We start from the raw sequence: 13,723 nt of genomic DNA on the forward strand, positions 1-13,723 counted from the left end.
GCGCGCACGCCCCGCTACGGCCGGACGCGCCACCGCTGCGCCGGCCCATAACGCGATCGGGCCGCACAAGGCGGCCCGATCGGAACATGCGGCGTTGCGCGCGGCGCCGAGGCGATCGGCGCGGCGCGAACGCGCCGGCGGCTCAGGAGCGCACCGGCACCAGGGTGATTTCGACGCGGCGGTTCTGCGCGCGGCCGGCCTCGGTGTCGTTGCTGGCGATCGGCCGGGTCTTGCCCGCGCCGGTGAGGATGAAGCGGTCGCGCACCAGACCCTTGGACATCAGGTAGTTGCCGACCGAGGCCGCGCGCTGCTCGGACAGGCGCTGGTTGACCGCGTCGCTGCCGATGCTGTCGGTGTGGCCGGCGACCTCGACGATGGTCTGGTTGTACTCGGTCAGGGTGCTGGCGACGTTGTCGAGCACCGGGTCGAACTTCGGATCCAGGTTGGCGCTGTTGAAGGCGAAGGTGATGTTGCTGGGCATGTTCAGGGTGATGTTGTCGCCCTGGCGGATCACGTCGACGCCGGTGCCTTGCATGCGCTCGCGCAACGCGCGCTCCTGACGGTCCTGGTAGTTGCCGATGGCGCCGCCGGCGAGGCCGCCGACGCCGGCGCCGATCAGCGCGCGCTGGCGCCGTTCGGTGGCGTCGTTGCCGCTCAGCAGGCCCGCGGCGACGCCGGCCAGCGCGCCGATCAGCGCGCCCTTCTGGGTCTTGCTCATGCCGCCTTGCTGCTGCGGCTGGTTCGGATCGCCCGGGTACGGCTGCTGCTGGCCGCCGTAATAACCGCCGCCGCCACCGGTGGCGCAGCCGGCGAGCAGCGCGGCCAGGGTGGCCGCGGCGACGGCGATTTTGAATTGGGTCTTCATGGGCTGTCCTCGTCTGGTGGGGCGGAGCGCCCACAAGCTAATCACGCCGCCGTTGGCGAGGAGTGACGGCGGCGCAGGCCCGTTCAGGCGCGGGCGAGGATGCTTGCGCGGAGCTTGCGAGGGCCTGGCGGGCCGCGGCGTTCGATCTGCCGGAAAGCGCAGCGTCGGGCCTGAAGGCCCGCCTGCGCAGACCGGTTCAAGCCTCGCACACCAACTGGGCCCAGCCCTTTCCGCGACGCGGGCTTCGACGTCGCCCGATCAGCCGGGCGACGCCGCAAAACCGGTCGGCATCAGGCCAGCAGCGCCGCGGCGCCTTCGGCGTCGAGGGTCTGGTCCCAGTTGCCCATCAGCGCCAGGTACAGCAGCTTGTCGAACTCGGCGCCGAAGCGTCCGATGACTTCGTCCGGATCCGGGATCAGCTTGCCGTCGGCGATCAGGCCGAAGTGGACGCGGCCGTTGTAGCTGAGGATCGAGATGCCGACGCCGATCGAGCCGGTCTGCGGCACCCAGAACATCATCTCGTCCAGGCGCGCGCCGGCGAGGTACAGCGGCTGCTGCGGCCCGGGCACATTGGTCGCCACCGCCGTGGCCTTGCGGCTGAACAGCTCCAGCGCGAGCCCCTGGACCTGCGCCGGCGCCATGCCGAGCGCGGCCAAAAGTCCAAATGCGACAATCGCTTGGCGCGAATTCTTGAGATTGTTCATGCACTCGGCGACGCGCTCGACCCGGCGGATCGGGTTGTCCTCGCCGACCGGCAGGTCGAGGAACACCAGGCCGAAGTGGTTGCCGAGCTTGCGCGCGTGCTCCAGCGGCCGCAGGTTGACCGGCACGGTCGCGCGGATGGTCACCCCGTCGATCGCGTCGCCGCGCTCGATCATGTAGCTGCGCAATGCGCCGGCCGCGGTCGCCATCAGCACGTCGTTGACCGTGCAGTCGCAGGCGCGGCCGACCGCCTTGACCTCCTCCAGGTCCAGCGGCTCGGCCCAGGCCACGCGCTTGGACACGCCGAGCTTGCCGCGCAGCATCGACGGCGGGTCGTCGGACAGCGACAGCGCGTGCAGCAGTTCGCGCGCGATCTCGCCGCCCTCCTTGGCCAGCATCGCCGCCAGGGTCGGGTCGCGGTACATCTCCATGCCCTTCTCGAGCGCGCGGCTGCCGAGCTTCATGTAGCGGTCGACCGAACCGACCCGGCGGGCGACGTCGGCGCCGTCCTGCTTGAGCCAGGCGTGCGCCAGATCGCTGCCCTTGGCCGGCTGCGCGGTGGTGTCGGTCAGCGACAGCAACACCTGGACCAGGGCGATGCCGTCGGCATAGCTGTGGTGGATGCGCGCGACCAGCGCCGAGCCGCCGTTGTAGCGTTCGACCAGATGGAACTGCCACAGCGGCCGGCTCGAATCCAGCGGGCTCGACGCGAGCTGGCTGACGAAGCGCTCCAGCGCGCGCTTGCCGCCGCGCCCCGGCAGCGCGGTGTGCTGCACGTGCCAATCCAGGTCGAGGTCGTCGTCGGTCTGCCAATACGCGCCGGCCGCGGTGTCGACCGCTTTCTGGCGAAACCGGCCGTAAGCGAGGAAACGTTGCTTGACCACCTTGCGCAGCGCGTCGACCGACATCGGGTCGTCGAACATCAGCACGCCGGTGATCATCATCGGATTGGTCGGGCGTTCCATCCGCAACCAGGCCGTATCCACCCGCGACATCGGCTCGCGCCGCGCGCGCCGGCGCGGACCGGTCCCCGTTTCTGCCTGTGCCATGCGTCTCTCCGATGCGTCGGGGCAGTGAATCATGCGCTCGTCGATTGCGTCAACGCGGGATTCGGGATTTGGGATTCGGGATTCGGAACAGCAAAAGCGGAGCGTTCCGCCTTACCGAATCCCGAATCCCGACTCCCGAATCCCGGCCTTATTCGCGCATCCTTCGATACGCCTCCAACGCCGCATCGCGCCCCGTCGCCAAGTCGACCAGCGGCTGCGGCGGATAGTCGGGCGCGTGCCGGCGCAGCCGCACCGGGTCCTGCCACGGGGCGAAGCGCAGCGGCACCGGCAGGCCGGCCAGTTCCGGCACCCAGCGCGCGATGTAGGCGCCGTCGGGGTCGAACTTCTCGGACTGGGTCACCGGATTGAACACGCGGAAATACGGCGCGGCATCGGCGCCGGTGCCGGCGACCCACTGCCAGCCGAGCGTGTTGTTGGCCAGATCCGCGTCGACCAGGGTGTCCCAGAACCAGCGCGCGCCGTGGCGCCAGTGCAGGCGCAGGTGCTTGGTCAGATAACTGGCGACGATCATGCGCACGCGGTTGTGCATCCAGCCGGTGGCCCACAGCTCGCGCAGGCCGGCATCGACGATCGGCACGCCGGTGCGGCCCTGCTGCCACGGCTCCAGCTTCGACGGCGCGGCGCGCGCCCAGTCGAAGTCGGCGAAGCGCGGGTTGAAGTTCTGTTCGGGCGTGTCCGGAAAATGGTGCAGCAAGTGGTGGGCGAATTCGCGCCAGCCGAGTTCGCGCACCGCCGCGTCGACGTCGCGCGCGTTGGCCGCGGTGCGTTCGGCCTGCAGCGCGGCGACCGCGCGCCACGGCGCGATCTCGCCGAAATGCAGATGCGGCGACAGCCGCGAGGTGCCGACCCGGTCGGGCCGGTCGCGCTGCTCGGCGTAGCCGCGCAGAGCGCCGTCGAGGAAGGTCTCCAGCGCGGCGCGCGCGCCGGCTTCGCCCGGCGTCCAGTGGGTCCAGAACTCCTGGTCCCAATCCAGCGCGGGCCGCAGCTTGAGCGCGTCGAGCGGCACGCCCTCGGGCCCCTCGCGGGTGGTCGGCAACGACGGCGGCGCCTGCCACAGCGGGTGCTCGCGCCAATCGGCCAGGGCCGCGCGCCAGAACGGAGTGAACACCTTGAACGGACCGCCCTGCTTGGTCCGCAGCGTCCACGGCTCGAACATCAGCGCGCTGTTGAAGCTCTCCGCTTCCAGCCCGGTGCGGCGCAGTTGTTGCTTGATCCGGGTGTCGCGCTTTTCGAAGTAAGGCTCGTAGCGGCGGTTCCAGAACACCGCGCTGGCGCCGGTGGCCAGGGCCAGCGATTGCAGGGTCGCCAGGCTCGGGCCAAAGAACCGGCGCAGGTGCGAGCCGCGTTTGCGCAGGTCGGCGTCGAGCGCGGCCAGCGAACGATGGCGCCAGGCATCGGAAGCCGCTCCCGGCGCCCAACTGCCGTGCTCGTCGGGCGCATGGATGTAGACCGGCACCGGCACGTAACCGGCGTCGAGCGCCGCGCGCAAGGCCGGGTTGTCGTCCAGGCGCAGGTCGTTGCGGAACCAGACCAAGGCGAGAGGTTGGGCTTCGGGCATCGACGTGGACGGACTGTGCGGGCGGTCAGTATGCCGTCGCATCCTCCCTGCCGGCACCGCCCGGCGCGATGCGGGCCCTCCCCGGCCGCGAAAGCGCAAACGCCGCCGCCCTCGCGGGAAGCGGCGTTCGCGTCGCGGGCGCGGCGCCTCCGGAGCCGGCCTTGGCCGGCCCCGGGGTCCGCCTGCCCTGCCCGCCGCTTACGGCGCGCGCTTGAGCTCTGCGACTGCGGCCTTGATCTGGACCAAGCCATAACCGGTGTTGTCGTCGCGCCCCGGCTTCTCCAGGTCCTTGGCCGTGACCAGCAAGGCGTTGCGCACCTGCGCCGCGGTCGCGGACGGACGCGCGCTCCAGACCACCGCGGCCGCGCCGGCCACGTGCGGCGAGGCCATCGAGGTGCCGGTCATGACCGCGTACGAGCTGTCGTTGGCGACCTTCTTGCCGCTGACGGTGGCGACCTGACCGACCATCTGCGCAAGGATGGCTTCGCCGTCGGCCTTGCTGATGGAGGCGACCGGAACCTTCACGGTGATCGCCGTGCCGCTGGCGTTGTTGAGGGCGCCTTCGAAGGGACCGTCGAGATTGTTGTAGATCACCACGCCGAGCGCCCCGCCGGATTGCGCATTCTCGGCCTTGACCCCGAAATTGATCTCGCCGCGCTGGCACAGCACGATCTTGTTCTTGAACGCCGCCTCCGATGCCTTGCACAGGCCGCCGTTGACCCAGCCGGCGCTGGCCGTGTGCGGCGCCGACCCGGGGAAGACGTTGGCCGGCAGGGTGTTGTTGCCGACCTGCACCGGGTCGCTGGTCGCCAGGCCCAGGCTCAGCACGCTGACGCCCGGAGCGGCGATGTCGACTTCGTTGTTGTACTCGGAAAACGCCGGACGCTGGCTGTTGGCGTCGACCGCCGCCACCGACATCACGCTCGGATACGAGGCGGGATACAGGATCGGGTTGACCGGCCCCGGCAAACCGAGCAGGCCCGGCATGGCCTTGTCGCCGTAATTGCCGGCCGCCGCGATCAGCAGCAGCCCGCGGTCGGACGCCTTCTGCAGTTCGCTCTTCTCGGTGCCGTTGGAGCCGGTGCCGCCAAGGCTCATGTTGACCACCTTGGCCCCGTTCGCTTCGCATTGCTTGACCGCGCTGACGAGGTCGGACGAATAGGCCCGGCCGTCCTTGTCGAGGAACTTGACGATGTGCAGGGCGACCTTGCCGGGGCTCACGCCGACCACGCCCTTGCCGTTGTTGCCGACGGCGGCGACGGTGCCGGCGACGTGGGTGCCGTGGCCGTTGTCGTCCAGGTCCCAGTTCGGGCCGGAGCTTCTCGGGGTGCCGGTGACGGAGAGTCCGGCGAGGTCTTCGTGGGTCCGCTTCAGGCCGCTGTCGATCACGCAGACCTTGATGCCCTCGCCGGTCGGCGCGCCGGCGTCGACCGTGCCGTCGCCGTCGGCGTCCCAGGTCGCGCCGGCCTGGGTCAGGTCGACGCCGTACGGCTTGGTTTCCGCCAACAGGGTGCGTTCCGGATCGTTCTCGACCGAGGCCACCGACGGATCCTTGCGCAGCGCCTCCAGCGCGGCGCGCGACGGCAGGGTCAGCACCGCCTTGCCGAGCCCTTCGAACAGATAGTGCTGCCGGGCCTGGCCGAACTTGTGCTGGGCCAGCCGCGCGTTGACGCCGCGCACGTTGGCGTTCATGCGCTCGTGCGCCTGGGCCACGGCCGCGGCGACCTGGTCGAGCAAGGTCTTGGGATCGGTCGACAACTTCGGCGCCGGCGCCGAAGTTTCCTTGAACTGGACCCACACCCGCTGCTCCGCGGCGGCCGCACCGGTTCCCGACAGCAATTGCGCCTGTGCCGTCGCGGCCGCGCACATCGCGCCCAACGACACACACAGGGCGCCAGCAAGCTTGTTCTGCTTCATTGAGACTATCCCTGATCGAATGGAAGGGGGGGAACTCGGCCGGCGCGTGCATCGATGCGTTTTCGGCCGAATCGTTCCCCGAAACGGCGCCGGGATCGTCCGTCCCTACCCGGTTTTTTCTTTTCATACCCGTCCCAACGCCGCGCGGCATACAACTCGCGCAACGCATCCGTGCAAAAACAGCCGCGGCGCTGCATGCGGGCAGCGCGACAGCGATTGCCGGCACTTGCGATGCATGGGTTTCGCTTCAAAGCGCACCGGCTTTCGACAGCGCTCGCGAGCGGCACGTCCGCAACCGCGGCGCGCGAACGCTCGCCGAAAAAAAAACGGGAGCCCGAAGGCTCCCGTTTCCGATCCAACCGGTCCGCCGCGCTTACTGCGACTGCAACTCCGCGATCGCCGCCGGAATCTGCACCAGGCCCCAGCCGGTGTTGTCGTCGCGGCCGGCCGCGTCGATGTCCTTGGCGGTGGCGTCGAGCGCGTCGCGCACCTGCTGGGCGGTGGCGGCGGGCTTGGCGCTCCACACCACCGCGGCCGAACCGGACACGTGCGGGGTCGCCATCGAAGTGCCGCTCATCGTCTCGTAGGCGTTGTTGGTCACCGACGGAGTCGCGTCGACGCTGGCGGTCTGGCCGGCGAGGTTGGCGACCAGGTATTCGCCGTCGGCCTTGCTGATCGCCACCGCCGGCAGCGACGAGGTCGCCGCGGTCAGGTTCGGCGCGGTGCCGGTGTACAGCGCCGGGGCGAACGCGCCGTCGACGTTGTTGTAGATCACCACGCCCGCGGCGCGGCCGCTCTGGGCCTTGCTGACCTTCTCGTAGAAGGTGTTGGTGCCGCGCTGGCAGACCACGATCTTGTTGCGCCAGCTGGTCGCGGAGGTCTGGCACAGGCCGCCGTTGACCCAGCCGGCGCTGGCGCTGGCCTGCTTGGAACCGCCGACCGGGGTCGCGGCGAAGCTCGAGCTGCCGACCACCAGCGGGTCGTTCTTCAGCGGGAAGGTGCTCAGCACGTCCACGCCCGGCGCCGACAGCTCCACCTTCGGGGTGAACTGCGAGAAGCTCGCCTTGACGTTGGCCGAATCCACCGCCGCCACCGACACCACGCTGGTGTAGCCGGCCGGGTAGCTCTGGGTGTTGTTGCCGTCGTTGCCGGCCGCGGCGATGCTCAGCACGCCGGCGTTGGCCACGTTCTGGAACGCGGTGCGCTCGGCGGTGGAGGCGTTGGGGCCGCCCAGGCTCATGTTGATGATCTTGGCGCCGGCGGCCTGGCAGCGCTGCGCGGCGTCGGCCAGGGTCGAGGAGTAGGTCCACGAGCACTGGCCGTGGCCGCTGCCGTTGTAGCCGTTGCTGCCGAAGATCTTGACGATGTGCAGCGAGACCTTGCCCGGGCTGACCCCGACCACACCCTTGTCGTTGTTGACCGCGGCGATGGTGCCGGCGACATGGGTGCCGTGGCCGCAGGTGTCGGTGTCCCAGCCGGTCGGATAACCGGTGATGGTCATGCCGGCGAAGTCTTCGTGGTTCTTGTTGAGGCCCGAGTCGATGATGCAGACCTTGATGCCGGAGCCGTTGGCCGCGCCGGTGTCGAGGACGCCGTCGCGGTTGGCATCCCACACATCGCGCGCCTGCACCTGGTCGATGCCGTAAGGCACGCTCTGCGCCTGCAGGTAGCGCGGCTGGTCGATCTCGACCGATTCCACCTCGGGGTTGGCGCGCAGCGCCTTGACCGCCTCGGGCGAGGCCAGGGTCATCACCGCGGCGTTGATGCGGTCGAACTGGTAGTTGAGCTGGGCATCGCCGGCCTGGGCCGCGCTGAGCTTGCTGCGCAGCGCCTGGATGCGCTGGCCGAGGTTCGGCGCGGCGGCGAGGCCGCGGGCGTTGGCGGCGCTGCCGCCGGACTTGAACTTGACCCACACGCGGTTGGGGTTCGGCCCGTCCTGGGCCATGCCCGCCGTCGACGCGATCAGGGTCGCCAGACCCAGGCCCAGCGCGCACACCAACTTGCTCTGCTTCATCGAAACCCCGCTTGCCGTGTCGGCCGGCTCCGGCCGGAGCGGCCATCGGGCGTGTGCCCGATTCCATTGCAAACGTGACGCCAGCGAGGTCCCCCTACCCGGCGAAGGCGGCTTTTCTGAGCGAACTGAACGGGATTGCGGCGCTTCGGCCGGGTTCTTCGACGCAACTCACACTGCGTCGGCAAACTTCGTCACGAACGGCGCTCAGGCCTCGACGAAGCGCACCCGCCGGGTGATCGAACACGTCAGCTCGTAACCGATGGTCGCGCTGGCCGCGGCGATGCGCTCCACCGGCAGCGCCGGGCCCCACAGCTCGACCGGGTCGCCGACCGCGGGCGCGTCGATGCCGCGCAGGTCGATGGTCATCAGGTCCATCGACACGCGGCCGATCAACTGCGTCTCCTGCCCGCGCACGAGCACCGGCGTGCCCGACGGCGCCGCGCGCGGGTAGCCGTCGCCGTAACCGATCGCGGCCACGCCGACCCACATGTCTTCGGGGCATTCCCAAGTCGCGGCGTAGCCGATGCGTTCGCCGCGGCGCACGCGGTTGACCGCGATCAAGCGGGTCGACAGGGTCATCGCTGGACGCAGGCCGAAGTCCGCGCCGGTGCGGCCCTCGACCACGCTGATGCCGTACAGCAGCCCGCCGGGCCGGATCCAGCCGGCGTGCGCGTCGGGCCAGCCCAGCACCGCGGCCGAATTCGACAGCGAGCGCGCGCCGCTGAGGCCTTCGATGGCGGCGTTGAACGCGGCGATCTGCTGCGGGGTTTGCGGGTTGTCGAATTCGTCGGAGCTGGCGAAGTGGTTCATCAGCACGATGCCGTCGGCGACCGCAGGCGCCGCGCTCAGTCGCGCGTACGCGTCGCGCACCTGCTCGGGCGCGAAGCCCAGACGGTGCATGCCGCTGTCGACCTTGAGCCAGCAGCGCACCGGTTCGCCCGGCGCGGCCTGTTCGAGCATTTCGATCTGGCTGATGTGGTGGACCACGGTCTCCACGCCGAGCCGGCGCAGCTGCGGCAGGTCGTCGGGTTCGTCGAAGCCCGACAGCAGCACGACCGGCTGCGACAGACCGGCCGCGCGCAGGCGCTCGGCGTCGGACAGCGCGGCCACGCCGAACGCGTCGGCGCCGGCGAGCGCGCGCGCGACGCGTTCCAGGCCGTGGCCGTAGCCGTCGGCCTTGACCACCGCCATCACCCGGCTGTCCGGCGCGAGCGCGCGGGCCTGGGCGAGGTTGTGACGCAGGGCGTCGGTGTGGATATGTGCGCAGGTCGGTCGTGCCATGCCGCACATTCTAGCGGCGCGGTCGCGAGCGCCAATGAGGCGAATGTGAAGTCGAGGCGATGCGCAGGATAGGCAAAGCGGATGCGGCGACGGACAAAAAAACCGCGCGCGGTTTCCCGCGCGCGGCCCGGTGTTGCGACGGCGGCTGCCGGCTGCGTCAGTCGCAGCGGCGCTCGATCACCGTCTCGGTCTTGTTCTGCTGGTTTTCCTGGATCTTGCGGCCCGCGAACGCGCCGCCGACCGCGCCGGCCGCAGTGGCCAGCTTCTTGCCGTTGCCGCCGCCGACCTGGTTGCCGAGCAGGCCGCCGGCCACCGCACCGATCGCGGTGCCGGCGATCTTGTGCTGATCCTTGATCTGCTTGGGACGCTGCACTTCCACGTTGTAGCAGTGCGGGGTCTTCTTCGACTTGGTCTGGGCGCCGGCGACGCCGGTGACCATGACGCAGGACACCAGGGCGGCGACGATCATGGATTTGGAAGTGGAATTCATATAACTCACCAAAGGAGTTGGAAGGGCGATGGCTACGATGCGCCCGGACTCGTCATTGCAACGTCAATCCGCGCATCGCCCGTGCAGGCTAATCCGGGTTGGCTGAACGGGCGCATGCGCTTTGCCGGCGCGCGCGGGCAAATGCGCAGAGCGTGCGCGCAATCAACAATCGCAGCGCGCCGGAACCGGTTCCACGCCCTGCCCCGCCCGCCTATGATGGCCGCTTGCCTGCGCGAAGCCCCTGGAAACGCGCCGATTCGAGAGGAGAACTGCGCATGGAACGCCGACTGCCCCGGCTCCCCCTGATCTGTATGCCGCTGTGCCTGTCGCTCGCCGCCTGCGGCGAACGCGCCCCTGCGCCGGCCGCCGCGCCGCAGCCCGAACCCCAAGCCGCGGCGATGAGCGGACCCGCCGCGCCGGCCGCCGCGAGCGCTGCGCCCGCGCCGGCCGAGCTGGCCAAGCCGCCCTACCGCTTCGCCTTCGCCAGCAAGAGCGACAAGCCCGACCGGAAACACCCGGACCCGCGCATCGTCGAATGGGGCGAGGACGGTTGCGGCCCGTATCCGGTGGCGCAGGTCGAGGCGATGCCGCTGCGCGATGCGGTGCTGCTGCCGGACTGGGTGGTCGAGTTCGACGACAAGGACCGCGAGATCCAGCGTTGGGGCCGGCCGATGGCGGCCGAGCTGATCGGCCTGGACGGCGCGCGGCTGTCGTTCCGCGTCGACGCTCACGGCCAGCGCGGCGAGTTCGCCGTGGATCCCGCCGGCGCGCTGCAGCCGCTGCGCAGCGAGGCCAAATCGCTGGACGTCGGCGCGCGCCAGATCGAATGCCCGGCGCTGCCGACCTTCGCCGAGTCCGACTACGCGCAATGCTTCATCGTCAAGGACGCCGCCGGCGCCGAGCGGCGGCTGGCGTGGGAAGCGCCTTGCACTTGAGCGGCGCGCCTGGCGACGCGCATTGCGGTATGCCAGGCATGCGACATGACACATGTATCGAAGTTGGCGTTCTGCGCAACAGGTCGCTCGCCAGCGCGCGACGGCGCTCGCATGATGCGTGACCGGACCCGGCGCGCGCATCGCCGCCGCATCCGGCGACGGCTGCGCGACCGGCGCGCGGCGCGCGCGACGGAGCGGGCATGACGAACTTCGATGTCGTAGTGGTGGGCAACGGCGTGCTCGGCATGGCCACGGCGCGCGCATTGCAGCTGCGCCACCCGCAAGCGCGGGTGGCCGTGGTCGGTCCCCAGGCGCGCACCGGCGCGGCCTCGGCGGCGGCCGGCGCGATGATGGGTTGTTACGGCGAGGTCACCGCGCAACTGCTGCGCACCGATGCCGGCCGCGCCAAGCTCGCCAAAGGCCTGCTCGCCGCGCGCCACTGGCCGGCCTGGCTGGACGGCATCAACGACGCGCTGCCCGAGGCCGAGCGGGTTTCGATCAATCCCGGCACCGTCGTGTTCAGCAACACCAAGTCCGGCACCATCGAGGACGAAAACTACGCCGCGATCCTGCAAGCCCTGGACGAGCACGGCGAAGCCTTCGAGATACTCGATCCCAACCGCATCGACGGCCTCAACCCGGCCGACGACGCGCGCGCCTGCCGCGCGCTGTACCTGCCCAACGAAGGCTCGATCGACGCTGCGCGGCTGCTGCGCGCGCTGACCGCGCTGATCGAAGCCGCGCCGAACCTGACGCCGGTCGACGCGACCGCCTCCGCGCTGGAGCTGCGCGGCGACCGGATCGAAGGCGTGCGTCTGGCCGACGGCCGCCGCCTGTCCGCGCCGCAGGTGGTGCTGGCCGCCGGCGTGTGGACGCAGACCCTGCTCGACAGCGTGCCCGAACTGGCCCGGCGCATCCCGCGCCTGTTCGCCGGCGGCGGCACCTCGCTGCTGCTGGACACCGGCCCGCGCGCGCAGGCGCATGTGCTGCGCACGCCGAACCGCGCCTTCGCCTGCGGCCTGCACGCGGTTCCGCGCGGCGGCGGCCGGCTGTACGTCGGCGCCACCAACACCTTGTTCGCGCAACCGATGCTGCGCACCTCGCCGGCGGACATGTCGTTCCTGCTCGAATGCGCGCTCGACCAGCTCGACCAGGACCTGTGCGCCGCGCAACTGGTGGCGTGGCAGGCCGGCAACCGTCCGGTCGCGATCGACACCTGCCCGCTGATCGGTCCGACCTCGGTCGAGGGGCTGTGGCTGCTGGCCGGCACCTACCGCGACGGCCTGTTCCTGTCGCCGCTGCTCGGCCAGCACCTCGCCGACCGCCTGTGCGGCGGGCCGGGGCTGTTCGAGGAAACCTTCGCCCCCGAGCGCCGGCCGATCCGCCTCTACACCGCGCAAAGCGCGCGCGCCGAAGCGCTCAAGCACTATGTCGCGATGGGCGCCGAACACAGCATGCGGCTGCCGCGGATCGGCTGGCACCACGCGTTTCCGCGCTTCTACGAACAGATGATCAACGGCCTTTACGACGATCTGGGCGAAGACGAATACGTGCTGGCGCCGGAGCTGCTGGCCATCGTCGCCGCCGATCGCGCGCGCATGGTGCCGTTCTTCCGCGACTACTTCGCGCAAGTGCGCCAGGCCTGGAGCTGAGTCTGCCGGATCCGGGCGCGGCGACGCCCGGCCCGCGGCCGCGACCCGCTCAGGCCGCGCCGTCGCGCACGAACCACGCCGACAGGCTGCGCCGCCACTGCTGGAAATAGTCGCTGTCGTGTTCCGGCGCGATCTGCGCGGCCGCGGTGTCGATGCGCTGCCCCATCGCATAGCCCAGGCGGGCCAATGCCTGGGCGATCAAATCTTCGCCGAGCACCAGCGAGAACCCGCAGTCCGGGCGCCGGTTGTAGCGGTAGTTGCAGCTGTTGATCAGGTTCGGCACCGACACCCGCAGCCCGGCGATGCCGTCGTCGAGAGTGTCGATCAGGATCGCTTGCGGCCGCAGGTGCGCCATCGCCTCCAGCAGCAGGAACGGATGCGCGGAGTGATAGAGCACGCCGGCGCAGACCACCACGTCGAACTCGCCCGGCTCCAGTTCCCACAACGCGTGGTGCATGTCGCCGGCGACGATCCGCAGGCGCTCGCCGAAACGCTCGCGCAGGCGCCGCACGCAGCGCGGGTTGTTCTCCACCGCGGCGACGCGGGCGGCATGGGCGAGCAAGGACTCGGTCAACCCGCCGGTATGCGCGCCGAGTTCGAGCACGCGCCGGCCGCGAAAGCGCTGCGCCTGCGCATCGATCAGCCAGTGCCGGCGCACCGGCGTGGCGTGGAGGTGATCGGCTTGCTCCAGCACCACGTCGAAATCCTGCGCCCAGTGCGCGAGCGACGCGCGGCCGTCGGCGGCGTCGCGGTCGAGCCAGGCGTAGTCGACCGCGCCGCCGGCGCAGCGCAGCACGACCGCGGCGTGGCCGCCGGCGCCGCGCGAGCGCCAGATCTCGCCGGCCAGCGGCGCGTCGTCGGCGCTGGCGGCATCGGCGGGCGTCGCGGACTCGGCCGCGTTGGCGCAGGCGCGATGAGTTCGGGTGTCGTCCATTCGGTTCACGCCGGCCTGCCGCGCTCTTGCGAGCGCGGCAGGCCCAGCGGCTGGAACGCGTCAGTTGCCCGACGGCGCCGGCGAGACGTTGTACGGCGGCCACCAGCGGCGCTCGTCGGCCGAGCCCGTGGTCACTTCCGATTCTTCCAACGCCTTCTTGTTGCTCAACAGGTTCTTCAGAGTATCCAGGTTGGTTTCATTGCTCATGAACGTTCTCCTGTGGATGGACGTACGGTCTTGCTCCGATTCTTGCGGCCTCCGTGCCGGCGCCTGCGACTGCTCCTTCCTGTTCGGCCCGCCCGCGG

The 13,723-nt window shown here is 70.5% G+C and carries 11 protein-coding genes; 2 read left to right on the plus strand and 9 right to left on the minus strand.

All coding sequences use genetic code 11. From position 1 onward, the window contains the following. Positions 1 to 142: 142 nt before the first annotated feature. The 7 genes from JHW38_RS04040 to JHW38_RS04070 all read right to left on the minus strand — a co-directional run bounded on the left by JHW38_RS04040 (position 143) and on the right by JHW38_RS04070 (position 9,897). The gene (locus tag JHW38_RS04040) at positions 143 to 865 is read right to left on the minus strand and encodes an OmpA family protein (protein ID WP_207524743.1); all 723 of its coding nucleotides are present in this window, start codon (positions 863 to 865) and stop codon (positions 143 to 145) included. 290 nt (positions 866 to 1,155) lie between these two features. After that, positions 1,156 to 2,616 (minus strand): WS/DGAT/MGAT family O-acyltransferase, encoded by a 1,461-nt coding sequence (locus tag JHW38_RS04045; RefSeq protein ID WP_207524744.1) that lies wholly within the window; start codon positions 2,614 to 2,616, stop codon positions 1,156 to 1,158. A gap of 148 nt (positions 2,617 to 2,764) precedes the next feature. Further along, a complete protein-coding gene (locus JHW38_RS04050) occupies positions 2,765 to 4,195 on the minus strand; it encodes a cryptochrome/photolyase family protein (RefSeq protein WP_207524745.1) in 1,431 nt (476 codons plus the stop codon). A gap of 198 nt (positions 4,196 to 4,393) precedes the next feature. Next, entirely contained in the window at positions 4,394 to 6,112 is a 1,719-nt protein-coding gene (locus JHW38_RS04055; RefSeq protein WP_207524746.1) for a S8 family serine peptidase, read from the minus strand. Positions 6,113 to 6,485: 373 nt separating this feature from the next. Then, the gene (locus JHW38_RS04060) at positions 6,486 to 8,126 is read right to left on the minus strand and encodes a S8 family serine peptidase (RefSeq protein ID WP_207524747.1); all 1,641 of its coding nucleotides are present in this window, start codon (positions 8,124 to 8,126) and stop codon (positions 6,486 to 6,488) included. 204 nt (positions 8,127 to 8,330) lie between these two features. Further along, positions 8,331 to 9,407 carry an alanine racemase gene (alr, locus tag JHW38_RS04065; protein WP_207524748.1) on the minus strand — a complete coding sequence of 359 codons (1,077 nt, stop codon included), beginning with the start codon at positions 9,405 to 9,407 and terminating at the stop codon, positions 8,331 to 8,333. Positions 9,408 to 9,564: 157 nt separating this feature from the next. Then, complete coding sequence (locus JHW38_RS04070; RefSeq protein ID WP_207524749.1) at positions 9,565 to 9,897, minus strand: glycine zipper 2TM domain-containing protein; 333 nt, start codon at positions 9,895 to 9,897, stop codon at positions 9,565 to 9,567. A 398-nt stretch (positions 9,898 to 10,295) separates the two neighbouring features. On the opposite strand from JHW38_RS04070, the gene JHW38_RS04075 reads away from it, so the two are divergent. Both JHW38_RS04075 and JHW38_RS04080 read left to right on the plus strand, forming a co-directional pair. Further along, complete coding sequence (locus JHW38_RS04075; RefSeq protein WP_207524750.1) at positions 10,296 to 10,832, plus strand: hypothetical protein; 537 nt, start codon at positions 10,296 to 10,298, stop codon at positions 10,830 to 10,832. 200 nt (positions 10,833 to 11,032) lie between these two features. Continuing rightward, entirely contained in the window at positions 11,033 to 12,484 is a 1,452-nt protein-coding gene (locus JHW38_RS04080; RefSeq protein WP_207524751.1) for an NAD(P)/FAD-dependent oxidoreductase, read from the plus strand. Positions 12,485 to 12,533: 49 nt separating this feature from the next. On the opposite strand, the gene JHW38_RS04085 is transcribed toward JHW38_RS04080, so the two are convergent. Further along, positions 12,534 to 13,418: a class I SAM-dependent methyltransferase gene (locus JHW38_RS04085; RefSeq protein ID WP_207524752.1), complete on the minus strand. Its 885-nt coding sequence runs from the start codon at positions 13,416 to 13,418 to the stop codon at positions 12,534 to 12,536. Positions 13,419 to 13,478: 60 nt separating this feature from the next. Beyond that, entirely contained in the window at positions 13,479 to 13,625 is a 147-nt protein-coding gene (locus JHW38_RS04090) for a hypothetical protein (protein WP_207524753.1), read from the minus strand. Between the last annotated feature and the right edge of the window lie 98 nt (positions 13,626 to 13,723).

This window comes from Lysobacter enzymogenes, from assembly GCF_017355525.1.
GTDB classification, from domain to species: Bacteria; Pseudomonadota; Gammaproteobacteria; order Xanthomonadales; family Xanthomonadaceae; genus Lysobacter; species Lysobacter enzymogenes_C.

What these genes read in the sequence shown, in the direction of transcription:
- JHW38_RS04080 (WP_207524751.1), top strand. Translation starts at nt 11,033, where the DNA reads ATGACGAACTTCGATGTCGTAGTGGTGGGCAACGGCGTGCTCGGCATG.
- alr (WP_207524748.1), bottom strand. Translation starts at nt 9,407, where the DNA reads ATGGCACGACCGACCTGCGCACATATCCACACCGACGCCCTGCGTCAC.
- JHW38_RS04045 (WP_207524744.1), bottom strand. Translation starts at nt 2,616, where the DNA reads ATGGCACAGGCAGAAACGGGGACCGGTCCGCGCCGGCGCGCGCGGCGC.
- JHW38_RS04085 (WP_207524752.1), bottom strand. Translation starts at nt 13,418, where the DNA reads ATGGACGACACCCGAACTCATCGCGCCTGCGCCAACGCGGCCGAGTCC.
- JHW38_RS04070 (WP_207524749.1), bottom strand. Translation starts at nt 9,897, where the DNA reads ATGAATTCCACTTCCAAATCCATGATCGTCGCCGCCCTGGTGTCCTGC.
- JHW38_RS04075 (WP_207524750.1), top strand. Translation starts at nt 10,296, where the DNA reads ATGAGCGGACCCGCCGCGCCGGCCGCCGCGAGCGCTGCGCCCGCGCCG.
- JHW38_RS04090 (WP_207524753.1), bottom strand. Translation starts at nt 13,625, where the DNA reads ATGAGCAATGAAACCAACCTGGATACTCTGAAGAACCTGTTGAGCAAC.
- JHW38_RS04055 (WP_207524746.1), bottom strand. Translation starts at nt 6,112, where the DNA reads ATGAAGCAGAACAAGCTTGCTGGCGCCCTGTGTGTGTCGTTGGGCGCG.
- JHW38_RS04060 (WP_207524747.1), bottom strand. Translation starts at nt 8,126, where the DNA reads ATGAAGCAGAGCAAGTTGGTGTGCGCGCTGGGCCTGGGTCTGGCGACC.
- JHW38_RS04050 (WP_207524745.1), bottom strand. Translation starts at nt 4,195, where the DNA reads ATGCCCGAAGCCCAACCTCTCGCCTTGGTCTGGTTCCGCAACGACCTG.
- JHW38_RS04040 (WP_207524743.1), bottom strand. Translation starts at nt 865, where the DNA reads ATGAAGACCCAATTCAAAATCGCCGTCGCCGCGGCCACCCTGGCCGCG.